Genomic DNA, 23,241 nt, shown 5'->3' with positions numbered 1-23,241 from the left:
ATTACCTCAAGTACTTCTGCCAGTCCTTGACTTCTTTAAATTGAGCCCGGACAAACTGATCCTTCATATCGTACGGCACCGTTCCGTCCAAAATCATCTTGGAGGACATCCCCGTGATACGAATAGACTTCGGATCATACTGTGGCCGTTCAGATGGATCAAGTGGATGATTACGCATTCCCGGTAACACAACGATATCCTGGTCAGCCTGAAAACGAGTGTTCAAAGTCCAAATCACATCGTTCATATCAAAGATATCGACATCTTCATCGACTAAAATAACCGTCTTCAATTCTTTGAACGCAGAAAATGCGAGTAAAGCTGCCTGTCGTTGAATCCCTTCATCAGCTTCATTATCTTTGTGAATCTGCATGATTGTCATCAACTTGCCGCCACCTGCAGGCGGATTATAAACGTTCAAAACTTTCCCCGGAATCGCACGATTAGTCAGCGATAAAATGCTGGCTTCTGTTGGCACACCTGCCAAGTTCACATGTTCTTCACTTGGACCAATAACGGTTTGCATAATTGGGTGGTCCTTACGATGTGTCACCGCTTTAACCTTGATAACCTGCACTGCAGGATTGGCATCCCCGTCATACCCAGGAAATTCAGGCATGGCTTTGCCAGTATGCGTATTAATATCTTCCTGCATCCGTTCGTTTGGCATGATGTAGCCTTCAATCGTGAATTCAGAACGCGCAATCGCTTTTTCATCAACACTAACCCCATCAACTAACTGAACAGGTTCTTGGCGAATCGCCCCCGCAACGCCCAGCTCGTTATAGCCAAGTGGTGTGGTCGGCGGTTCAAACGTTGCCCCTAATGTAATCGCTGGATCCAATCCGATGTTAATGGTAACCGGCATTGGCTTGTTGGCTTTTTCATATTCATCCGCAAAGGCTCCAATGTGCCGGCCACCGGGCATAATGAAAATACCGATAGTGTCTTCATCCTCCAGTACCATCCGATGAATCGTAACATCACTCATGGTCTTATCCATATTTGAACCGTAGACCAGTCCCATCGTGATGTATGGTCCTGCGTCGTACTCGGTGTTTGTCGGGGCGGCAATTAACTTACGAATATCAAAACCGTCCTCATCTGACCGATGAATCACCTCATGAGCAGGCGCCTGATTTTCATTCACCATAACTGGTGCCACAGGATTCTCGACAGAATCGTTCAAAAATTGACCCAATGTTTGATAATCGTGATGAAACATCAATCCAGTCCGTTTGCGACTGGCCAGTAGTCCAATTAAAACGCGCGTATCTGTGAATCCTTTGACGTTGTTGAACATCATTGCTGGACCTTCTTGAGTTGGCCGCATCACGGTACCGCCCGCGCCAATGTAGCGATAGACACCAGACAACTCTGCGTTAGGATCAACCAGTTCATCTGTTTCATGATACTGACCCGGTTCATTTTTCAGTTCGTTTAATACTTTTCTCAAATCATATGGTTCGTTTGCCATTACGATCGCTCCCTTCGCACGTTTCAACCTTGTTTTACAATGATTAGCTTACGTTGGAAACACGTTGTGAACAAATCGCGTTTGTTGTATTGTTATTCCTAAATGGAATAGAAAGGAAAATTGCATGACAATCGATGATTTACGGGCATTCATTGCGACCTATGAAGCTCAAAATGTGTCTAACGCTGCCGTCAGTTTGCAAATGACCCAGTCAGCCCTCTCAAAACGTTTGAAGGGTATCCAACAAGAAGTAAATGCAGAACTGATCAGCACGACCAATCGGCGGAGCCTTCAAATCACGGAAAGTGGTGAAACTTTTTACCGCTACGCTCAGCAACTGCTCAGTCAGTACAATGAAATGCGTGAGGCAGTCACTACAGTCGAAGACTTGCGACGCGGCAGCATCCGCATCGGTAGTGTCCCGATCATGTCTCAATATGGGCTCATGCAAGCCCTAACCAATTTTATGCAGGATTATCCAAACGTCAGTGTCCAACTTCAGGAAACTGAGGGACAGCGCATCGTTTCAGCACTGCAATCACAATTACTGGATGCCATCATTATTCGTGATTTAAATACGGCCTACCTTCAGCATCATCACTTAAGTCAAGTCAATCTACTCGACGACGAGTTAGTGGTCGTGTTGCCGGCGAACCATCCCCTCGCAAAAAAAGCGACGATTGCGCCTGCCGACTTAGCCGACAATGCGTTCACGTCACTTCCTCAGGGTTCCGGTGTTTATGAAACCCTTATTAAATTATGTCAGGCAGCTGGTTTCACCCCGTCGATTCATTTTGAAAGTACTCATATTGAAACTATTTTAAGCGTTGTCGCCAACTCCCAACAATGCACGCTACTGTTCAAAGAATCCGTGCGCCCCTTTATGACGGACCAGCTAGTGATGCGGCCACTAACGACGCCAGTTACAAGCCACCTACAGTTTGTTTACGATTCCAATCGCCATAATGCCGCCGTTCAGCAACTATTGCGCTATATCCAAAGCGCTATCAAGTCGCAACCGCAACATTAGAGCTCGTATCCTTGTTCCATCAATACATCAGCCTTCTTAACGCACGTTTGAATCAAGAATTTTAACGGTTCTGACGGTACTAATGCTTTTCGGTAGGCAACGCTACAATCTAAATTCATCATCTCCGGCGAAAACTCAAACACGTTAATGGGTAAATTCGCCGACAATTTCTTTGCACTATTCACATTGACAATGACGCACCCTAACTGTTTCAACGCCAAACTGACGGCGATCCTAGAGTCACTAACTTCCATTCGGTCATTAACATGAATGCCATTGTCGCGAAACGCATGGTCTACCAGTTCCTGAAACCGTGATTCACCGCCGATACGAATAAAATATTCACCATTTAACTGACTAATCGTGTCCGCGGTGGCCTGCCGCCAAAATGTGTCCTTGCAATAAAGCCGAGACGTGGCTGGCACCAATAACGCCAATTTCATAGTGCCTAATGGCTTCGTCACCACTCGCGGCTGATAAAATGTTTTGCCAATAAACATGTCCAACTGCCCATCTGGCAACATATTTTCTGCGCGCGAAGTGGTAACTTCCTGAATAGATAAGTGCATCTGTGGAAACCGTTTGTAAAACTCGGGAAGTAGTTCGGCAAACCAACTGGACGCTAAAGGTTGATTGATACCCAACGAGAGTGAACCATACTCAAACTTTCCTAAGCTTTCCATTTCAGTATCCATCGCTCGATGTAACTGTTGTTCCTGTTGCAAATACGACAGCAATCGCTCACCAGCATACGTTAAATGAATCGGCAATGTTCGATCAACCAACTGAACGCCATACTCTTTTTCAGCCTCACCAATCTGTCGGCTGACGTACGGCTGACTCATGTATAGTCCTTGGGCAATCGCCGTCATCGTGTCATACCGGTTAACTGCCGCTAAAAGATCAACCAATCGTTTCTTCATCGTTGCTCACTTTCATGACTGTGTTTCGTTTATTTTATCATGATAAGTGGTAAATCATTACTGTTTTGTAATAGCCCACGTCTGATTTTGGCATTTCACTTTCAATGTTATCGGTTACATAATGTGGTTATTGTTAATAACTGCACAAGGATTCGAAAGGATGACATTAATGACTAACGCGACTTCATGGGATGCCACATATGACACGATTGTTCTCGGATTTGGCGGTGCAGGTGCCACTGCCGCACGTTTTGCTGCCGACGCTGGTGCCAGAGTTTTGCTAACCGACGCCGCTCCAAACGGACATGAAGGTGGTAACACCCGTTATTCTGCCCAACTTCTTGGCACTGGCGATGATTTTGACGGAGCTAAAAAATACTACAAAGCATTAACAGCACCGATGAAACTTGACGAAGATATGATTGATACTTATGTCGACGGTATGGTCCACATGCGTGACTATGTCCGCAAATACCTTGGCGTTGAACCAGTCAGTGCTAAGAAAGATTTGGCAAAGATTGCACCATTGCCTTTGGATAAAGCAGTGTTTGAATACCCGGAATACGAAGGTGTCCATTCATACGATTTCACAACAGTTCATAAAGGCATGTTTGACGCCGCACTTTGGCAAATTTTACGCCAAAAAGTTATGGACCGCGCTGATAAAATCGACGTTTGGCTTGAGTCACCAGCATTGCATTTGTTGCAAGATCCAGAAACTAAAGTTGTCACAGGAGCACAAATCAAACGCCAAGGGCACACATACAATATTCAAGCCAAGAATGGTGTCGTACTAGCTGTTGGTGGTTTTGAAAACAGTCAAAAAGATATTCAAGACTACTTAGGTGCCAGTCATCTTGGCGTGCTAGGTACTTTGTACAACCGTGGTGACGGCTTACGTATGGCTGAGGAAGTCGGTGCCGATATGTGGCATATGAATAATTACGAAGCACTTGGTTTTCTCAGTGGTATGGCATTCAAACCTAAACAAGGCGAACGGGCTCGATTGTTGCTTACACCCGGTGACAGCATGTTTTCCGGCAGTATTATTACTGTTGCAGATGATGGTAGCCGTTACTTTAAAGAAGATGAACCGAACCGTCACGGCCACATTTATGACCACGGCACATGGCGAATTCCACGGACCAACGTCCACCCGCACCTAGTCTTTGACCAATCTCAGTATGATCAATTTAAAGATGTAGAAAAACTGCCATACCCTAAATTTTTAGACGACCTCGTAAGCGCAGATTCCGTAGCGGACTTAGCAGATAAGATCAATGCTGATCCTGAAATCTTATCCGCGACCGTCAATGACTTTAATACGTTTGCCAAACAGGGCAGAGATTATGCATTCAACCGTGATCCTAAAACCATGCGAACATTTGATGATGGTCCCTACTACGCCATTGAACTAACTCACGACGTGTTAAATACACAAGGTGGTCCACGTCGTAACGTCAATGCTGAGATTTTGGACGCCAATCAGCAACCAATTCCTCATTTGTACGGTGCTGGTGAACTGGGTGGCATTTCAGCTAACCAGTATCAAGGCGGCGGAAACCTTGCTGAATGTTTGATTTTCGGAAAAATTGCCGGTGAAAATGCGGCTAAACCTAAATCTGATAGCAACGATACAACAACCGCATCCGCAACCGATGCTTCTACTAGTGCTAGTCAAACCGAAAGTAAACCCCAATTAACTGGCAGTAACGACCTAGTCGCTGACGAAACGCCTCAGGATATCAAAGTTGGCGCCAACCAATACCTTGGCAGCAGTTCAACCGGTATTGGTGGCAAGGTCGTCGTTCGCATCACTTATAATAGTGATCGCTTGCAGAACGTTGAAGTCGTTCAACAAAGTGAAACCGGTGAAGTTGGCGGCGAGGCTGTGAAGGTTTTGCCTCAACGCATGGTCGCTAACAACACTTATGATGTTGACGCTGTTTCGGGTGCATCAGTATCTAGCCGCGCTATTAAAGACGCCGTGAAGGATGCACTCTCAAAAGTAACTCATTAATTTTCCGATTTTTAATCTAAAAAGACCGCCGCAATACTCAAATAAGACGAGTGTTGCGGCGGTTTCGATTTATTACTGATTCAGTGTATTACCAGTATATAATGACGTTGCGCAGACCAGAGACGCCGTTCCGTGAGGACCAGTCTCGGCCCGCCAAAAACGCGGTTTTCAACCTCGATTCTGAGCCAAAACCCGTTTCAGAACTCGTCCCACAACACTAAATGGCCCCAAACCAGGCCATAAGTGTTGTCGACACAGATCTCTGTCTCTAGTCCGCTTCACTCGTATAACAGGTAAACTATAAAAAATTGGCTACTGAACATGCATAAATGTTCAGTAGCCAATTAAGTTCTTTACAGCCGTAGACGACATTTAAGCTGTTAGCCTTCTCATGCCACCGTTTGTTTGAGCGCAAACAGTGTGCTGATGAATTCTTGCTGAATTTTGTTCGGCAAAAACGCTTTGCGCACGACTAGCGACATGTTAAACCGCTCAGGTAATGGATCGTCCAACGTCAACGCAACCACGTCGTCGCTAGGTTGAACCGCATCGTCAACCAGTAAACTAACACCTAAATTAGCCCTAACCAACCCTTTAATTAACGACAATGTTGGCGTGCTATAAATGACATTCGGTTTGAAACCAGCATATTCACTGTAGGCCTTCAACGCTTGTGGGTGAACAAACTTCCCTGTCATTGTAATAAAATTATCCCGTGCCAATTGTTCAAACGAAATATGGCCAGCATCTGCCAACGGATGTTCCTTGCTGACAACTGCTTTAAACGGATGCGATGCCAACAATGTAATATCGAGATTTTCCTCGTGAAGTGGGCGAACCGATCCGAGCAGCGCGACGTCAATGTTGCCGGACTCTAACTCCTTCAACAGCTGATCAGAGCCAACTTCCAACGTTTGAGTGTAATTTAGCAGCCCTTTTGAAAACAACTGGCCTGCAATTAATGGAAACCACATCGTGCCGATAATTGGTGGCATACCAAACTGAATGGTCGATTGATTGGCGCGAGAAACCTCGCTGTGTGCCAGGTCTAAGTCCTTTAAGATGCGTTGAGCACGTTGATACAGCAAGATTCCCGCACGCGTAATAGCCAGTTTATTATGAGCGCGATCACGTTGAACTAATGGCGCGCCAAACTCACCTTCGAGGCGCTGAATAGCCACCGTGATGGTCGGTTGACTGACATTAAACCGGCTCGCAACCACCGTAAAGTTTCTCAATTCTACTAATGATGAAAAATAGGCCAAGTCGCGCGTGTTCACGTCGTTTGCGCCCCTTCCGTTGAATGTTAATCACAATATCTAAAGACTACCATACTTCTCAAATGTCGGTTAGCCATTTCGCATGGCTGGTGGGAAAATACGATTTTGTACACAGTTTCGTGAAAAAGTTAGGTGTCAACTCAGCAAAACTGTCGCAAACGGCGTGCAGTCAGCTAAGGACAGAGTTCCGTGAAAGCAATTCTTGGCGGTGGGTTTGACCGCTTAGAATTGCTGGACGACTCCAAAGACGTGCATTCCGGCTTTGAATCGAGGGCGAAAACTGCACTAGCAGGTTGAACCCAGTCCCATGGAACGGCATCCTTGGGTGACGGAACGGTGCGAAGCCGATCTAAAATGGTCGTTTGACACTGTTACATAGCCAAAACGCGTTCACACCCCACGAGCCTGTGCATAATTCAAAACAAGCGCCGCAAAGGAAAGTTCACCTTTGCAACGCTTGTTTTATGTTATTGCTCGGCTCTAAACCAGGGTGTTCACGCTCTAATCTTTTACCTCATGAATCGCGTCAATCACACTACCATCGCGGTATTCCACAAGGGCAACTGTGCGGTCGGTAAATTCAAGTGGTTTTGGCGTACCGACTTTGGCAGCGGCCATCTTTTGTAATTCATCGATTGTGTACACAGGCACGCCAGCTAAATGACCTAATGATTCTTGTAGGTCCTTGCGCTTAGGGTTGATGGCGATGCCGTATTCGGTAACCAGAACATCAATAGAATCACCAGGCGTTACAACCGTCGTTACATCTGGCACAACCGTTGCGATCCGGCCACGAACTAACGGTGCAGAGATAATCGTCAGTTTGGCAGTCGCAGCATCTTGGTGGCCACCAACGGCGCCACGAATGACACCATCTGAACCAGTCATAACGTTAACGTTGAACTTCGTGTCGATTTCCAAAGCACTCAGGATAACAACATCCAGTTGATCAACCATTGCACCCTTGTTATCAGGATCGGCATACCATGAAGCGTCGATTTCCTGTTGTTTAGGGTTGGTGTGCATGGAATCGGCAGCACCCTTGTCAAAGTCCTGCACATCCATCACGCGGTCAATCAAACCTTCGTTTAACAGGTCTGTCGTTGGCTTGGTGATGCCACCTAAGGCAAACGATGCCTTGATTTTGTTGTCAATCATAGCCTGACGCAGGTAACGGGTAACTGCCAAGGCAGCACCACCAGAACCAGTCTGGAATGAGAAGCCATCTTTAAAGTATGGGGAGTTAACGATCACATCATTAACTGTTGACGCAATCTTCAATTCCTTAGGATCCTTTGTGAAACGAGTTGCTCCAGAACCAATTTTGTCTGGGTCACCTACTTGGTCCACTTGAACCACGTAGTCGACTTGCGTCTGTTTGATTGAAGCTGGCGTGTTCGGGTATGGCATCAAGTTATCCGTTAACAGCACCACTTTGTTGGCATACTGTGCGTCCATCAAAGCGTAGCCTAATGAACCAAAGACAGCTTTACCGTCCATCCCGTTGGCATTACCTAGCTTGTCGGCATTTGGCACACCAAGGAAAGCAACGTCAATTTTAATGTCACCATGTTCAATCGCACGGGCACGATCACCGTGTGAACGGAAGATAACTGGGTTCTTCAAGTTACCGTGTGACACGAAGTCACCCAATGAGCCACGCATCCCTGAACTCGTGATGTTGGTCACTGTGCCAGCTTTGATGGCCTCAATAACCATGTCGTTCATAACACCAGTCAATGAAGATGGCGCCAATGTCAGATTCTTAATGCCGGCATCGATGATAACCCGCATCACCTTGTTAAACACAAAGTCTCCATTACGGAAGTGGTGATGGAATGAAATCGTCATTCCATCTTTGACCGTTGCTTTAACAACGTCTTCGATGGAGTCGACCAACTTGTCGTCACCCGTTTGCACGTGAACAGAAGGCGCAACCCGTTGAATATCTGGGTTACCGATATTAGTTGTTTCATATGGCTTGTAGTCTAAGGCGCTCATCACATCATCTGGCAACTCGCGATTTACATTATTTTTCAATGGTATTGCCCTCCTCATCCACTAAGTTCGAAGCTTTTGCCAAACGCATAACCCGTTGTGCCCGGAGAACAACAGGACGGTCAACCATTTGACCATTCATTGAGATAACGCCGGAACCCTTGATCCGAGCTTCTTCAATGGCGTTAATAACATTCTTAGCGTTTGCAATTTCCTTGGCCGTTGGTTGGTAGACCTCGTTAACCATAGCAATTTGCCGTGGGTTAACCAGTGACTTACCGTCGAAACCAAGTTGGTGAATGTAACGCGTTTCACGGTAGAATCCTTCAGTATCATCCATGTTGGTGAAGACAGTATCGAACGCAGCAATGCCAGCCGCACGAGCAGCATGCAGAACCATGTTGCGGGCGAACTCTAATTCGGCACCATCTGGGTAACGGTGTGTCTTCATGTCGGTCGTGTAGTCTTCAGCAGACAATGCAATCCCAATCATGCGGTCAGAAGCGGCAGCAATTGCTGGAGCATTTAAGACACCCTTGGCACTTTCGATAGCGGCCATCAAGTGAGTTGAACCTTCTTCACGACCAAATTCCTTTTCAGCAGCTAAAACATCTGCTTCCAACGTTTTGATCATTTCAGCAGTTTCGGTCTTTGGCAAACGGATAACGTCGATGCCGGCCTTAACCATTGCCTTAATATCATTGTGGTAATAAGGCGTGTCGTCGCCATTGATCCGGACAACCAGTTCAGCGTTGCCATAATCTTGTGATTTCAATGCTTCGTAAACTAATGCACGAGCGGCATCCTTTTCAGCCATCGAAACGGCATCTTCAAGGTCAAACATAATGGAGTCAGCACCGTAAATACCAGCATCCTTAACCATTGCGGGGTTATTACCGGGAACAAACATCATTGTCCGGCGTAAGCGTTCTTCAGTTTCAGCCATATTAGAATGCCTCCCATGCTGGTTGATCTTGAGTTTGTAATGCGCGTTGGGCAACGGCAATCGTCCGTGCCTTGATAACACAATCCAAAGCGCCTTTGTCGACAGCCTTGACCTTGACATTATCAATGTTGAATTCAGCTAACGTATCCGTAATCACCTTACGAATTTGATCACCAAACTGCTTTTCAACGTCCGATTCCAAATCAATGGTGATACCGTCTGTGCCCTTCGACAACATAATTTGAATGTCGGAAGATTCCAGCGTGCCCGCAAGTGCGGTCTGCTTAATTTCCATTAATGTTCATTCCTTTCTTGATACGAAACTGTAGTGAGTCTAAATGTTGGTTAATAAAGTTAGTCGTGCTAGGTGGTAACAAGGCAGCTAATGAATCAAGTTGATCATCTGCAATTGCCTTACGAACGGCTGTTGCGGTGACAATCGTCCCGTCATCGGTCGTTTTTCGATCGACGATTTTAACAGCTACCTGCGGCGGAAGTTCACGTTGCAAAACCTGGTTATAGATCCCGGTCGTTCGCGACAGCGGCTCCGTTCCTAAATAACGGGTCTTAATGTTCAACGCTGGCGCAATTCGATCACGGAAAATGCGCGCATCAAGGGTCGTTTGATAGTCCACTTGTTGGTCGGGCGTCGGTAAAAAGTAAGCCGGGAACGTGGCGTAACTAACCATGTAGTCGCCGCCATTCACAACAATGACGTTCTTTAAATCGGCTGTTCCCTGTTTGACCAGTTCAAACCGTTCGGCCGTTGTGAACAGAGAAGCATCCGTGTTAACGACAAAAACATAAACAACGTCATTTTCACCGGCTGCCTGTTCGACCAAATAACGATGACCCCGAGTAAACGGATTGGCATTCATTACGATGCCGGCTACCCGCTTATTCGTTTGGTCATCCACTCGTGGTATCGCCTTGAGATAGTCATCGATGCTACTGTCTCCAGTTTCCAACAACGCGGCAACATCTGAATGTGCCAGCTCATGGAACCCAACGTGTTGGAAGCTGTCGGAGTACTTGAGCTTAGTGAAGACAAACAGATGGAAAATCTGCTGTTGGAACAAACGACTGATGAGTGCAGAGACAATTGTGTTAAACCGCGATCCTTGATCGACACCTTTGTTGCAAACGCCGATGTATTTTAAAATATTTCCGGCAGCAGACCCAGTTGCCACTAACTTGTCGCCTTCGTAAATGCCAAGCGTGAAGTCAATCGCATCTGTTTCCTGCGACTGAAAATCCGTAATGCCTAACGAGGTCAGAAAATCCTCCCACGTTTTGCGAACCTGTGGGTCATTCAAGTGCAAATCAACAATTTCATTATTCATTCGCCATGTACCACCCTTTTCGTGCAGTTCGTCACATGCCATGAAAAAGTAACGAACCAGATATCGTGTTCTACAAGTGCTATTTTACTCGGATCGTGTTAATATTGCAAATTGAAAGCCTTTTTTTGAAATACTTAAAAACATCAATTTAACCTTTTGCACATTTTAAACCGCACTTGCATTTTTTAAAATTCTGTGATGAGATAGACAATAGAAGTCTATAGAACGGAGTAACCGCACATGGATGATGTCAAACATCGTGAACAATTAGCCGGGATTGCGCAGGATTATTACCTATCCAAACTGCCTATTACAGATATCTCGGAAAAATACCACCTCAGTCGTTACCTCATCAGTAAATCGCTGGATGAGGCACTGGCCTCAGGGTTGGTGAAAATCAGTATCGATACCCCCGTTTCCCGCAACGTCGAAATGGAGCTTGCCTTCAAGCAGAAATTCAACATCCGTAACATGATGATTCTAAAAGACAGCGACTCACCGGACAAAGACTCAGCGAACGTCATTGACTTTGCTGCGGCTGAAGTTCAGGAACTAATCCGTCACTGTCACGTTGTCGGGATGACGTGGGGTGACACCGTGTGGAACATCATTGACCGGTTTCAAACGGAAGTTCGCGAAAACCTTATCTTCACACAGTTTGTTGGTGAAAACCTAAAGCTGAACACGGCCGCCAGTACGGTGCCGCTTGTCCTGAAAGCAGCTGCCAAGTTTGATGCTCAGTACGTCACCCTGCCAGCGCCGCTTTATGTCAACAACGATGAGATTCGTGAAACTTTACGAAGTGAACCTGCCTTAGTGCCAGCGTTATCATCCGCTGCCCGGATGGACATGGTGTTTGCCGGCATTGGCACACTTGCCTCAATCAACACCATCCCCGTTTGGAAGCAGCATTTCAGCGACCTATTTGAAAACGTGGATGATCAACAGATTGCCGGCGTACTGTTTGGACGGCCATATGACGTCGACGGTAATTTACTGAATAACCACGATAAAACCATGGGCGTGTCAATGGACGAACTACTAACAGTTCCCCGCCGTGTCGGTATTGTGAAAAGCAAATTTAAGAGTCGCGCATTGCTGGGCGCATTACGCGGTGGCTTTTTGACTGATGTTATCACAAACGAAGCTGTGGCTAATCGTGTTCTGTTGGAAATGGATTAACGGTAAATTTGCTATTTCATTTGAAAAATTATTAAAACACAAAAGAGTGAACGACTATCGTTTTAGAAACGATGTTCGTTCACTTTTTTGTCCGTATAAACCAGCCTAAAATGCTTATTGTCATTGAGTTCTATCAGTCAGTAAACCCCAGCTCTTTTTCCACTTCTTCTTGAGAATAAACGACTGCATCCTTTTTAAATTCTTTTTCAGCTTCAACAAACGCTTCGCAATCATACTCATCTTCTACTTTTTCTGAAGCTAAGTCGCGCATAAATTTACCGACGCCAATTCCTTTTGAGTTAGCATACGCTTCTAAAAAATCCTTATCATTTTTTGCAATCCTAATCGTTATTGTCGTGTCATTGCGCTGCACATTTTTCATATAAACTGTCCCTCCCCTTTGCAAAACATTGTCCAAAAATAGTAAGAAAAAAAGTCTTATTCGAAAGACTTTTTCACTATGCTCTATTTAAACGCACTAAAGGCGTCATCAATTGCTTTATATTCTTCGTCAGACAAAACAACGGTCAACGCCTTCGCATTACTGTCGACTTGTTCAGGTTTGCGAGCACCCGGAATCACAACACCAACAGCCGGATTGGCGATGTACCATGCCAAAATCGTCTGAGCGACAGTCGCGTCATGTTTGTCAGCAATCCCGCGGACAACATCCAACCCTTTCATAATCAGTTGATATTGTTCAGCCGAGAATTGTTTGAACTTATCCGCATCGTCAGGACCGTACTTACCAGTCAGCAAACCAGATGCTAGCGGGAAGTATGGGACAAATGAAATCTTGTTATCCTCCAGATATGGGAACAATTCCTTTTCTGCCTCTCGGTGGACCAGACTGTAATTATCCTCCACGATATCGACTAATCCGTCTTTATTAGCCTCTTTGATCTGATCCAAACTGAAGTTGGAAACACCGATTGCCTTGATCTTACCAGTTTGTTTGACCTCGTTTAACGCCGCCACTGCTTCGTTCTTTGGTGTCGTTTCGTCTGGAAAATGAATATAGAAAATATCAATATAGTCAGTCTTCAAACGTTTCAGCGCAATATCAACGGACTTCTTCAGGAATGCCGGGGTATTGTTATTCTTTAAATCATTATCGCTGTCTTGAGCGGCCTTCGTTGCCAGGACAACCTTACTGCGATCGTAGTTCTGTAAAACGTCGCCAATAATTTCTTCTGACCGGCCAAGGCCATACATAAATGCTGTGTCGAGTAATGTAAGGCCACTGTCTAAAGCGGCCTTAACGACAGCCGCGCCATCCTCATCCTTTAAACCAGGAAACAGGTTATGACCCCCGACTTTGTTTGTGCCTAAACCTAACTTAGTTGTCGTAACGTTACTTTTGCCAATTGTGACTGTTTTTGCCATGTGTAAACGTCCTCCTTGCTGTGTGATATATACACGGTCATCATAAGGGAGTTTGCGGTGAAGGTAAAACAATTTGATTGGGCTCAAACTGCCATATAGCCGGTTTATATACTTCGACAAATACCTTCTCGCTGACAATAGTGCGTCTTCCTGGGGACATTTTACCCGAATTAATTTAAGCCCAGTGTTGCTAAGTAATCAGTATGTACATTCAAGAGACGATAAACACGAATTGTTTTAGTCCCTGGAAAGACTTGATAAAACTGTAAATAGTCCCCGCTCACTAGGTATCTGTAATTATTTGGTATCGTTGTGTTTTTGGTAGATTGCAAATTTAATCCGAATTTTTGGACAAATTGGTCAGCATAACCTGATACGGTGTTTTCCAGTCAAGTATTTTAAGCGGTCTCTGGTTAATTTGGAGTAACGTCGTCGTTAAATCTTGAGCACTAATGTGCTCAAAACGAGTCCCCTTAGGATAAAAATAACGTAAATTCCGATTAAAGCGTTCATTACTACCACGTTCAGCTGGCGTATAAGCATGACAGTAATAGGTCTTAATACCATATTGTGATTCAAATGATACTAGCCCACTAAACTCAGTACCACGGTCCACAGTAAAACTGTGCACCGGTCCATTAAAAGTTGTTAGGAACTTAGTCAGTGCTTCATTAACACTCGCTGTCGTTCGGTCCTTTAACCGATATGCCCAAAGGAACCGTGATTTGCGATCGATTAAAGTTAATAAAACTGCCTTACTATGCCCACGAGGGCCAACGACGGTATCTAGTTCAAAATCACCGATGCGATTACGTTGATTAATCATCATGGGACGCTGTTCAATCGATCGCCCCAAAGATTGATTATATTTGGATCGTTGGTCAACGTTACGCCGTTGGCGTACGCCATGTTCAGGTAGATCATTCAAGGAGAAACCAATTCTCCCCTGATTTAGCCAATTATAAATAGATTTAGTCGCTAGTTTAAATTCGTGAGCAATCATTCCTGGTGACCAGCTTAGATGTAAATGGTTGAGAATTGTTTGCTTTAACTCATCGCTCAGCTTAGTTTTCCGACCACATCGTGATCGCTTGTATTCGGCATCTGTTTGTGCTAATTCAGCCTGATAAGGTTGACATCGAGATAATTCATAAGAAATTGTTGACGGTGATCGGTTCAGCCGAACGCCCATTTGGATATTGGACAGCCCTAGTTCACAAAAGGTTTCGATTTTAATTCGTTCGGAATAGGTTATACTAGACAAAAGATCAGCTCCTAAAAGATGGGTTTGTTGTAAACACCATTTTAAAGGAAGCTGATCTTTTTTGTCCGAACAGCGTTCGGATTAATTTTACAATCTACTTTTTATCTAATCTAGGCCCTAAAAATGGATTGCTTTGCAGCAGATCGATAGTATGATCGATCTTATTTAAAATCGTATTAATCGACGCGCGTTGATAGCCAAACATCGCCAAACCCGATTCAATTTGTTGATAATCATCGTCATAATACTGAGAAAAAAAGAGCGCATAAGCATTATTCATGTCGATGCTCCTGACGGAACTTATCACGAGAAATTCCCGTGCCAAAATTACGATCCGCTCTATTTAATTCTGTTAAAAGTCTTATTTCAGCTTGTACATGTTCCCACTCTTGCGTATTGACCAAGACACCGCCCGCGTCTTTACCATTTTTCGTAAACCGAATTGTTGTGCCATCGCGCACTTCGTCAAACACGTTGTTATAGTTTCGCAATGCCGACATTGGAAGTGATTTTGTCATCGCTGTTGCCTCCTTGCTTATTCATAACAGCATTGTAGCATCGTTATGCTGCAAATTTCCAGCAGATTGAGTTGAGGTTCATTGGACGAAAAGAACCGAAATCGTCAAAAGCACAATTTCGGTTCTTCTTGATTGGTATTAAGTTCAAAAGATTTTGGATAACTTCTTTACTATTACAACGCAAACGCGCTCACACCCCTAGAGCCTGTGCATAACCCAAGACGTCTCATGCAAAGGCAAAGTACACCTTCACATGAGACGTCTTACGTTATTTCTCGGCTCTAAAGCGGGGGTGTTCACGCTCTAATTTTTACCACATACCCAATACTTTGGTCCAAAGCAGACCACCGCCTAGCCATACGACGATGTAGAAGACACCTAGGATGGCGTTTAGACGCCACCAATCGGACTGCTTCACGAAGCCAGAACCAAACAGTACCGTGGCTGGGCCACTTGCATAGTGCGTAGTGGAACTAAACAGTGGACCTGCAAAGGCCAACATAATTGCGGCTAACATATGAGGCACTCCAGCAGCCAATGCAACAGCTAGAAGTGCAGCGTACATTGCCGTAACGTGGGCAGTACCAGAAGCAAACAAGTAATGTGTGTAGAAGTAGAAGATAAACAGAATGACCAGCACCATCATCCAGCTAACACCATGCAGTGCCGTACCGATTGATGAAGACAACCATTTGATTAAACCTAATTGAGTCAGTTCGTTTGCCATAAAGATCAGGATTGAGAACCAAATCAATGTGTTCCAAGCACCAGTTTCCTTCAAGATGTCCTGAACGGATAACACACCCGTCAGTAACAATAGTGAAACTGCAATAAAGGCAACCAAGGTTGCATCCAAACCGATGAAACTTGATGCGATCCAAAGTAGCAAGGCAATCAAGAAGACGCTCATCATGATCTTTTCAGGCGTGCTCATTGGTCCCATGTCAGCTAATTCTTTGTCAGCCCAGTCCTTGGCGTTTGGTGTTTCCTTAACCTCTGGTGGATATAACTTGTAAATAATGTATGGCACACAAATCAAACTAATAATCCCAGGCACCAGAGCGGCTAAGAACCAGCTGATCCACGTAATGTGAACGCCAGCTTTACCAGCCATTGCAACAGCAACCAAGTTTGGTGCCATCGCAGTCAGGAACATTGCTGAAGTAATGATGTCCCCTTGAAATTCAGTATAAACAAGGAAAGAACCAATCTTACGTTCAGTTCCATCTTTAGGATGAGAGCCAAACGTTGTTGCTAGTGATTCGATAATTGGGAAAATAATCCCACCGGCACGGGCCGTGTTACTTGGTGTGGCAGGGGCAGTAACCAAGTCAACACCGACTAGTGAGTAGGCCAAGCCTAATGTCCGTTTACCAAACAAACGCACGAAGATCAGCGCTACCCGCCGACCAAAACCAGTCTTGATGAACCCGCGTGACAAGAAGTACGCCATCGCGATCAACCAAACCGTGTTGTTACCAAAGGCCGTTGTGGCATCCTTCATTGGCACGATGCCAAGCAGGACTGTCAGTGTAACCCCGATTAAAGCAACCCCACCAATTGCGATTGGCTGAGTGATACAGGCAATAATCGTCCCAACGAAGATGGCGAGCATATGCCAAGCTGCTAAACTAACAGCGTCTGGGCGAATTGGTGCAAGGAACCAAATGATCAGTCCAACTAACACTGGCCACAGAAAATTTTTGTACTTAACGTTTTCAAGCTTCATGTTTTATCCCTTTCGTGCCCTCACCGACGCTTAATCGACGAAAGCCGTTTCTTCACATTCTAAGGTGCGTGCATCTTGCGATGTCAGCGCCAACCTAACCAACATGGATATTTACGGTATATCCCTAAACGCGCAGACAACCCCTGAAATCTAGTCCTCAGGAGTTGTACAACACATTGTTAATCAAGAAATGTTTTTTAATACTGATAGTACTTTGTTCAAACGAATAACTCGACTGTCGTTTACTTGCGGTCGATGTTCGTCATCTTCAATGGATCAACCCATTCGTCGAACTGTTCAGCAGTAACTTTGCCAGACTTCAAGGCAGCAACACGTAATGTGGTTCCATCTTGGTCAGCTTGCTGAGCAATTTTGGCACTGTCGTGGTAGCCAATGTGTGGTGACAAAGCCGTAACCGTCATCAATGAATTGTCGACCAATTCTTCCATGCGTTCTTCGTTAACTGTCAAGCCATGGATCATCTTGTCAGCAAAGCCGGTCATCGTACCACGTAACAATTCAGCTGATTCAAGGAAAGCGTCGATCAGTACTGGTTTGTACACGTTCATTTCGAAGTTACCCTGTGAAGAAGCCATGGTCACAACGACATCGTTACCCATTACTCGAACGGCGGCCATCGTGATTGCTTCAGCCTGCGTTGGGTTAACCTTACCAGGCATGATTGATGAACCAGGTTCGTTAGCAGGGATGTTCAATTCAGCGTAGGCAGCACGTGGGCCACTAGCTAAGAAACGTACATCGTTAGCAATCTTCATCAGATCAGCAGCCAAGGTCTCCATCGCACCGTGAACAACGTCAAGGTTGGAGTGTGCAGCCAAACCATAGAACTTGTTTGTTTTAGCTGTGAAAGCAGGCCCGTAAACCTTGCTCATCCGGGCAGCAATGTCATCGGCGAAACCAGGCGCAGCGTTCAAACCAGTACCAACCGCAGTACCACCCATCGCTAATTCAAGCAATGTACCGTCTAAACTCTTCAAGTAGCCAAGATCATGTTCCAACATGCTGACCCAACCACTGATTTCTTGTCCAAACGTCAATGGCGTTGCGTCTTGCAAGTGAGTCCGGCCGATTTTAACTGTCCGCCAGTACTTGTCCTGCTTAACCTTCAGTTCGTCGATCAAGTGTTGTGCAGAATCTTCCAATTCTTTAACGGCAACACTAGCGGTGATATTCATCGCCGTTGGGAAAATGTCGTTTGAACTCTGGCCATGGTTCACGTCATCGTTAGGGAGGATTTCAATTGAGTCATCCAACTTAGCAGCTTCGTGGGCCACGACTTCGTTTGTGTTCATGTTCGTTTGCGTACCAGAACCAGTCTGGTAAACACGAAGTGGGAAGTCCTTACGTAAGTCTTCGTCGCTCAAGCTCAGTAACTCATCGATGGCGCGAATGATGAGTTGACCCTTTTCTGCACTAATTTGATCCAATTCCTGATTGGCTTCGGCAGCAGCTTTTTTGATTTGTAACAGGGCGCGAATAATTGCAATTGGCATGAATTGCCCTGTTGGGAAGTTGTTGCGACTCCGTTCGGTTTGTGGTCCCCATAGTGCTTCGCTAGGAATCTTAACTGGCCCAATGGTATCTTCTTCAACACGATAATCTGACATCAAAATGTGCCTCCAGTTCTTTGTGTATTTAGTAACAAGCATAAACAAATAAAAAGCGAGGTCGGTGTAACGTTTAATCCAGTTTGTGACCTCATTCACTTAACGTTTGTAAGTTTACTAGGTGCAAATAATTATAGTCAAACGAAGCGGTTACCATTAAAAACATTAATAGCTTGCTGATGAGTGCTTTACAATTGCCGAAAGGACTTGTTTTCGCCCATTTACATTAGCTAGCAAGCATTGTGAAAATCGAAACGAAAATGATGTTTACAAATTTTTTGGACAAACTTCATCGTGCAAACTAAAAAACGTCACCATATACGGCAACGTTTCATAAAAATTATTTTTAGTTCATTGCGTCATCAAGCACTTGCTTAAGTTGCTTAGCTGAAGCAGCCATCTTGGCCTGCTCTTCATCAGTCAATGGGACTTCAAGAACTTTGGCAATCCCATTTTCGTTGATCAGTGCAGGTGTGCCAATGTACATATCGGACAGTCCATATTGACCATCAACTGGTGCACCAACAGGTAACACAATATTTTCATTGTGTAATACCGCACGGCTCAATGTCATCAAACTGGTAGCGACACCGTAGAATGTGGCCCCCTTCAGTTTGATAATGCTACCACCCTTAGTGCGTGTTTCTTGTTCAAGCTGTTCAAGTTCAGCCTGCGAAACGCCTGCCTTCTTGGCAACATCCAACAATGGCTGGCCGTCAACTGTCGCAGCGGAATAGGCAGCAAATTCGCTATCCCCATGTTCACCGAGAATGTCCGCGTTAACACTGCGCAAATCGACATTCAGTTTGTGGGCTAATGCAACTTGCCAACGACTACTATCCAAGGACGTCCCAGTCCCGATAACTCGGTTCTTCGGGAATCCTGACAAACGCTGTGTGGCTGCCGTCAACACATCAACAGGGTTAGCAGAAACGATGAAAGTGCCTTTGAAACCACTGTCAACAACTGGTGTCACAATGGATTCCAAGATCTTCATATTCTTATTAACAAGGTCCAAGCGCGTTTCACCCGGTTTACGCGGAACACCGGCTGTAATGACAACTAAGTCTGCATCACCAGCATCGGCATAACTACCTGCATGGACATCCAATGGCGACGTAAAAGGTTGAACGTCTTCTAAGTCAAGGGCATCCCCTTTGATGTGATCTTGTTGAATATCAACAATTACTAGTTCATCGGCAACTTGCTGTTGCATCATTGCAAACGCATATGAGGAGCCAACAGCCCCATCACCAACAAGAACAACTTTTGTATGTTTAATTTGATTAGCCAAAATTTTGCTTCCTTTCTTTATCAAGGGCAATTCGTTTTATCGTCATTGTGTTGTAGAACACGAATTCAACCGGCCATTCTCGCTGCAATTCATGGCGGTAAAGCGCAGCGGGCGGCCATTTCAAACGGCGGTTAATCATCGATCACATCACTATCATCTGCAAATCGATCAGGAGTAGCGTAACCTGCCGACCAGATTATAGTCAAGTGTAAAGATGGTGATTATGTTTGATAATGTGAGGTGATGCACTTTTTGAAGTGTGCTTTAGTTAGCTGATCATTGCAATAAACCACTCGGTATTTTGATATTAGTTGATTTATTTAACGATCATACATTTACTCTATTTATTGTTGGAAAGAATGACTGCCCTTAACCTTTTTCTTGGTGCTAATTGTTTAAAATTAGTCTCACAAATCTTCCTCAAATCGACCTGAATTCTGGATAAAAATCACTTGGTAGAGAAAGTATGTCAAATAAGTCTTAAAAAGACTGCCACGGCACCGATAACCTGATATAATAAAGTCGTTAAAATTTTTAGTGGTTTACAGATTCCGGCAATGGAGGGAAATTATATCATGAGTGAACTAGACAATAATGACACTTTCATTCAATTTGAAACTGTTGTCATTCGTGATTTTCGTATTTTGTATCAACGTTTCAGTGCATACGCAGCTAAATATGATTTAAACAACAGTGAATTGGGTGTTTTAGTAGCAATCGTAACTGACATTAAAACAAACCTGACTGATTTGTCAGACCGTGTTAACGTTTCTGAATCAGCCGTTTCTCAAGCAATCACTGGGCTGATGAAAAAAAAGTACATACGTTCGGAGACCGATACTAAAGACCGCCGTCGTCATTTCTTAGCGCCAACCTCAAAGGGTGAAAAGCTAGTTATCGATTTTCGTGAACACGAAAAGGAAATCATCGACTCTCTCGACAAAGAGCTGGGTGACGGTTTTATGCCAACATTGGTCAAAACAATCGAAACTGCTAAAGATAACGGTTTTACAGAGTTTAATCGCAAAAAATAATTAACCAACATTTTAACTAAATAGACGCCTGAAATTGAGTGTAGTGTATAACTACTTCTCAATTTCAAGCGTCTATTTTTTATTCTCGAGTTAACGGTTCAATAATCTGTTGAACTAACCTGATTCGGTCAGCATAGCGTTGCCAAAGAGGCTTTTGCGTCACCTCGCGATTCAATTGGGTAAACGGCAAACCTGAAGTTTCTACGCTGCCTATTTCCCCATTATGCCGCTTAACAATAAGTGGCCACTCAGCATCAATCATCTTGGCGTTTGATGCTTCACTTATAAATGATAAAAATTTCTGCCTGATAATTGCAGCACCAGATGTAAAGTCGGTGAAATCTGATAACTCAAAGAATGCCTGGGCACACTTATTCGTACACGTTTCCGTGTCTGTCCATGCCTTCGGATACGTTTGCATAGTTTCTGATGAACGATTAACACAGGCATAATCAAATGAAACCCCAAGTCGCATCTTCCTAATCAGTTGGTGAAAAGCATCAGGTCTTCGAATAATCATTGTGGCGAGCTTGTCGAAATCAATATGTAGAATCAATGAGTTATCAGATAGCCTACTAACTTCGAGAAACTTTGAAACCGCTAAACGACGACCATTGGCTGCACCGTTACGAGGAACCGAAAATGAGCTCACGGTAGTTTCTTGAATGAGCGTCAACACACTCGGATTCGTAGTGTTTGTAACCGTGATAACGGCACTGTCAAATTCTCGTTCAATTATCGTTAAGACCTGACTAAGCTGTTTAGCAGGAAGTCTAAGCCGATCAATCGTGCTAATTAAACCAATCCGTGTTTTGAACATAAAAGAACCCCAGTCCTAGAAATGATAGTTTTCATTAAACAGCTGTCTGCTGTGGTTGTAAACAAGTCGGCAGCCAATAAATCATCTGGCCACATCTTTATAGCAAGGAAAAGCGGTCTTGACCCACCACCATAATAACAGGTGCATTGTCTGCACTTACTGATAAATACTGCTTTCTCGGAGACTATTACTTCATCGGCTGGAGGGCGGCAACATTGACACCGAGCCGTGAAGGTGTTGCTAATCCGAATGGTTCTCTCGGATTTACAACACGAACGGACGCCAAGACTCGCGGTCTTCACGAGGCTTGGCGGCGAGGTGATAGACGGCGTACTTCCGGCTTGAACCGGTCCCACGGCAAGTGTGTCAATGTTACCAACCGCAAGCGGCATCCACCGTACTAAATCCACAATACCTTTTTTGAACTGCAAACAAAAACGCGCCACCCGCTTAACGAATGTGGCACGTAATATCTACAAACTATTTTTCATCACCAAAGTACCAATCGAAACTGGTTAGCCAGTAGCTAGTCCGTTTGTTCTGCTCCATAGCAGCCAATTGTTTCATGTCATCATCGTCCAGACTGAAATCATACACATTGGCGTTTTGCTTAATGTATTCTGGATGAACAGATTTCGGAATCGTCACCAATCCATTCTGTAAATCCCAACGAATCAACACTTGAGCAGCTGATTTACCGTGCTTCTTAGCAATGGCCTGAATTACTGGTTCTTTCATTAAGGAACCACCAGTCCCACCGAGTGGCGACCATGCTTCCTGTTGAATACCTGTATCAGCTAAGTACTTCTTCAGAGACGGCTGTTGCAACCATGGATGAAATTCGACTTGGTCAACCATTGGCGTGATATCACTTAACGCGATCAATGACTTCATCGTCTGTTCAGAAAAATTGCAGACCCCAATGGCACGTGCCTTACCATCTTGATAAATTTTTTCAAACGCACGCCAAGTTTCGGCCCACTTACCGGCAACTGGCCAGTGAATGAGATATAAATCCACATAATCCAAGCCTAGGCGTTTCAAACTGGCATCGAAGTTAGTCAACGTGGACTCGTACCCTTGATCAGAGTTGGCAAGTTTGGTCGTTACAAATAAGTCTTCCCGCTTTTTACCGGCGGCTGCCAACCCCTGTTTGATTCCCTCACCAACTTGTTGTTCATTGCCATAAGCCTTAGCGGTATCAATCATTGGATAGCCCATTTGAATGGCCGAACTCACGGCATTCACAGCATCCTTCGGCTCAGCTTGCCAGACACCCAATCCCAAACGTGGCATCTCAACGCCGTTTGACAATGTCGTCGTATCATTAATTCCTGAAATTTCACTACTCATCATTATTCGCCCCTTT

General features: G+C 44.7%; 22 protein-coding genes. 4 read left to right on the top strand and 18 right to left on the bottom strand.

Annotation, left to right across the window (positions count from 1 at the left end):
* Window position 1: 1 nt before the first annotated feature.
* The gene (locus tag ABUE36_RS00960; protein ID WP_161002486.1) at window positions 2-1,477 is read right to left on the bottom strand and encodes a UbiD family decarboxylase; all 1,476 of its coding nucleotides are present in this window, start codon (window positions 1,475-1,477) and stop codon (window positions 2-4) included.
* 124 nt (window positions 1,478-1,601) lie between these two features.
* Here ABUE36_RS00960 and ABUE36_RS00955 point away from each other — a divergent pair, with 124 nt between their 5' ends.
* Window positions 1,602-2,507, top strand: coding sequence for a LysR family transcriptional regulator (locus ABUE36_RS00955; RefSeq protein ID WP_161002485.1), 906 nt, complete (start codon window positions 1,602-1,604; stop codon window positions 2,505-2,507).
* On the opposite strand, the gene ABUE36_RS00950 is transcribed toward ABUE36_RS00955, so the two are convergent.
* Window positions 2,504-3,430 carry a LysR family transcriptional regulator gene (locus ABUE36_RS00950; RefSeq protein ID WP_178941799.1) on the bottom strand — a complete coding sequence of 309 codons (927 nt, stop codon included), beginning with the start codon at window positions 3,428-3,430 and terminating at the stop codon, window positions 2,504-2,506. The genes ABUE36_RS00955 and ABUE36_RS00950 overlap by 4 nt on opposite strands.
* Window positions 3,431-3,599: 169 nt before the next feature.
* On the opposite strand from ABUE36_RS00950, the gene ABUE36_RS00945 reads away from it, so the two are divergent.
* Window positions 3,600-5,450, top strand: a complete 1,851-nt coding sequence (locus ABUE36_RS00945) for an FAD-binding protein (RefSeq protein ID WP_225439141.1) — start codon at window positions 3,600-3,602, stop codon at window positions 5,448-5,450.
* A 389-nt stretch (window positions 5,451-5,839) separates the two neighbouring features.
* Here ABUE36_RS00945 and ABUE36_RS00940 read toward each other — a convergent pair whose 3' ends face one another.
* From ABUE36_RS00940 to citC, 5 genes are all read right to left on the bottom strand, one after another.
* Window positions 5,840-6,730 carry a LysR family transcriptional regulator gene (locus ABUE36_RS00940; protein ID WP_178941798.1) on the bottom strand — a complete coding sequence of 297 codons (891 nt, stop codon included), beginning with the start codon at window positions 6,728-6,730 and terminating at the stop codon, window positions 5,840-5,842.
* Between the two features lie 501 nt (window positions 6,731-7,231).
* Complete coding sequence (citF, locus tag ABUE36_RS00935; RefSeq protein ID WP_161002481.1) at window positions 7,232-8,770, bottom strand: citrate lyase subunit alpha; 1,539 nt, start codon at window positions 8,768-8,770, stop codon at window positions 7,232-7,234.
* A complete protein-coding gene (gene citE, locus ABUE36_RS00930; RefSeq protein WP_161002480.1) occupies window positions 8,760-9,674 on the bottom strand; it encodes a citrate (pro-3S)-lyase subunit beta in 915 nt (304 codons plus the stop codon). Before citE ends, citF begins: the two co-directional genes overlap by 11 nt.
* 1 nt (window position 9,675) lies before the next feature.
* Window positions 9,676-9,969, bottom strand: a complete 294-nt coding sequence (citD, locus tag ABUE36_RS00925) for a citrate lyase acyl carrier protein (protein ID WP_017260632.1) — start codon at window positions 9,967-9,969, stop codon at window positions 9,676-9,678.
* The gene (gene citC / locus ABUE36_RS00920; RefSeq protein ID WP_161002479.1) at window positions 9,959-11,017 is read right to left on the bottom strand and encodes a [citrate (pro-3S)-lyase] ligase; all 1,059 of its coding nucleotides are present in this window, start codon (window positions 11,015-11,017) and stop codon (window positions 9,959-9,961) included. Before citC ends, citD begins: the two co-directional genes overlap by 11 nt.
* 240 nt (window positions 11,018-11,257) lie before the next feature.
* On the opposite strand from citC, the gene ABUE36_RS00915 reads away from it, so the two are divergent.
* Complete coding sequence (locus ABUE36_RS00915; RefSeq protein ID WP_161002478.1) at window positions 11,258-12,199, top strand: sugar-binding transcriptional regulator; 942 nt, start codon at window positions 11,258-11,260, stop codon at window positions 12,197-12,199.
* A gap of 133 nt (window positions 12,200-12,332) precedes the next feature.
* On the opposite strand, the gene relB is transcribed toward ABUE36_RS00915, so the two are convergent.
* The 9 genes from relB to ABUE36_RS00870 form a co-directional block, all read right to left on the bottom strand.
* Complete coding sequence (relB, locus tag ABUE36_RS00910; protein ID WP_161002477.1) at window positions 12,333-12,581, bottom strand: type II toxin-antitoxin system RelB family antitoxin; 249 nt, start codon at window positions 12,579-12,581, stop codon at window positions 12,333-12,335.
* Between the two features lie 83 nt (window positions 12,582-12,664).
* Window positions 12,665-13,585, bottom strand: a complete 921-nt coding sequence (locus tag ABUE36_RS00905; RefSeq protein WP_161002476.1) for an aldo/keto reductase — start codon at window positions 13,583-13,585, stop codon at window positions 12,665-12,667.
* Window positions 13,586-13,919: 334 nt separating this feature from the next.
* The gene (locus tag ABUE36_RS00900; RefSeq protein WP_096109805.1) at window positions 13,920-14,849 is read right to left on the bottom strand and encodes an IS30-like element ISLpl1 family transposase; all 930 of its coding nucleotides are present in this window, start codon (window positions 14,847-14,849) and stop codon (window positions 13,920-13,922) included.
* A 94-nt stretch (window positions 14,850-14,943) separates the two neighbouring features.
* Window positions 14,944-15,129: a hypothetical protein gene (locus ABUE36_RS00895; RefSeq protein WP_421017003.1), complete on the bottom strand. Its 186-nt coding sequence runs from the start codon at window positions 15,127-15,129 to the stop codon at window positions 14,944-14,946.
* Window positions 15,122-15,367, bottom strand: coding sequence for a type II toxin-antitoxin system prevent-host-death family antitoxin (locus tag ABUE36_RS00890; RefSeq protein WP_161002474.1), 246 nt, complete (start codon window positions 15,365-15,367; stop codon window positions 15,122-15,124). The genes ABUE36_RS00895 and ABUE36_RS00890 overlap by 8 nt, the downstream gene beginning before the upstream one ends.
* Window positions 15,368-15,677: 310 nt before the next feature.
* Window positions 15,678-17,096: an anion permease gene (locus tag ABUE36_RS00885; protein ID WP_178941796.1), complete on the bottom strand. Its 1,419-nt coding sequence runs from the start codon at window positions 17,094-17,096 to the stop codon at window positions 15,678-15,680.
* A gap of 242 nt (window positions 17,097-17,338) precedes the next feature.
* Window positions 17,339-18,724 carry a class II fumarate hydratase gene (locus ABUE36_RS00880; protein ID WP_421017002.1) on the bottom strand — a complete coding sequence of 462 codons (1,386 nt, stop codon included), beginning with the start codon at window positions 18,722-18,724 and terminating at the stop codon, window positions 17,339-17,341.
* Window positions 18,725-19,070: 346 nt separating this feature from the next.
* Window positions 19,071-20,018 (bottom strand): L-lactate dehydrogenase, encoded by a 948-nt coding sequence (locus ABUE36_RS00875; protein ID WP_161002472.1) that lies wholly within the window; start codon window positions 20,016-20,018, stop codon window positions 19,071-19,073.
* Window positions 20,011-20,157 (bottom strand): hypothetical protein, encoded by a 147-nt coding sequence (locus ABUE36_RS00870; protein WP_421017001.1) that lies wholly within the window; start codon window positions 20,155-20,157, stop codon window positions 20,011-20,013. Before ABUE36_RS00870 ends, ABUE36_RS00875 begins: the two co-directional genes overlap by 8 nt.
* Before the next feature lie 436 nt (window positions 20,158-20,593).
* Between ABUE36_RS00870 and ABUE36_RS00865 the strand changes: the two genes are divergently transcribed.
* Window positions 20,594-21,052, top strand: a complete 459-nt coding sequence (locus ABUE36_RS00865; RefSeq protein WP_421017000.1) for a MarR family winged helix-turn-helix transcriptional regulator — start codon at window positions 20,594-20,596, stop codon at window positions 21,050-21,052.
* Between the two features lie 79 nt (window positions 21,053-21,131).
* Here ABUE36_RS00865 and ABUE36_RS00860 read toward each other — a convergent pair whose 3' ends face one another.
* Window positions 21,132-21,872, bottom strand: a complete 741-nt coding sequence (locus ABUE36_RS00860) for a hypothetical protein (protein WP_161002470.1) — start codon at window positions 21,870-21,872, stop codon at window positions 21,132-21,134.
* A gap of 480 nt (window positions 21,873-22,352) precedes the next feature.
* Window positions 22,353-23,228 (bottom strand): aldo/keto reductase, encoded by an 876-nt coding sequence (locus ABUE36_RS00855; RefSeq protein WP_161002469.1) that lies wholly within the window; start codon window positions 23,226-23,228, stop codon window positions 22,353-22,355.
* Window positions 23,229-23,241 lie beyond the last annotated feature (13 nt).

Origin of the sequence: Furfurilactobacillus cerevisiae (genome assembly GCF_048961765.1) — a bacterium.
GTDB lineage: Bacteria > Bacillota > Bacilli > Lactobacillales > Lactobacillaceae > Furfurilactobacillus > Furfurilactobacillus milii_A.
This window is presented reverse-complemented; position numbering and strand designations above follow the sequence as displayed.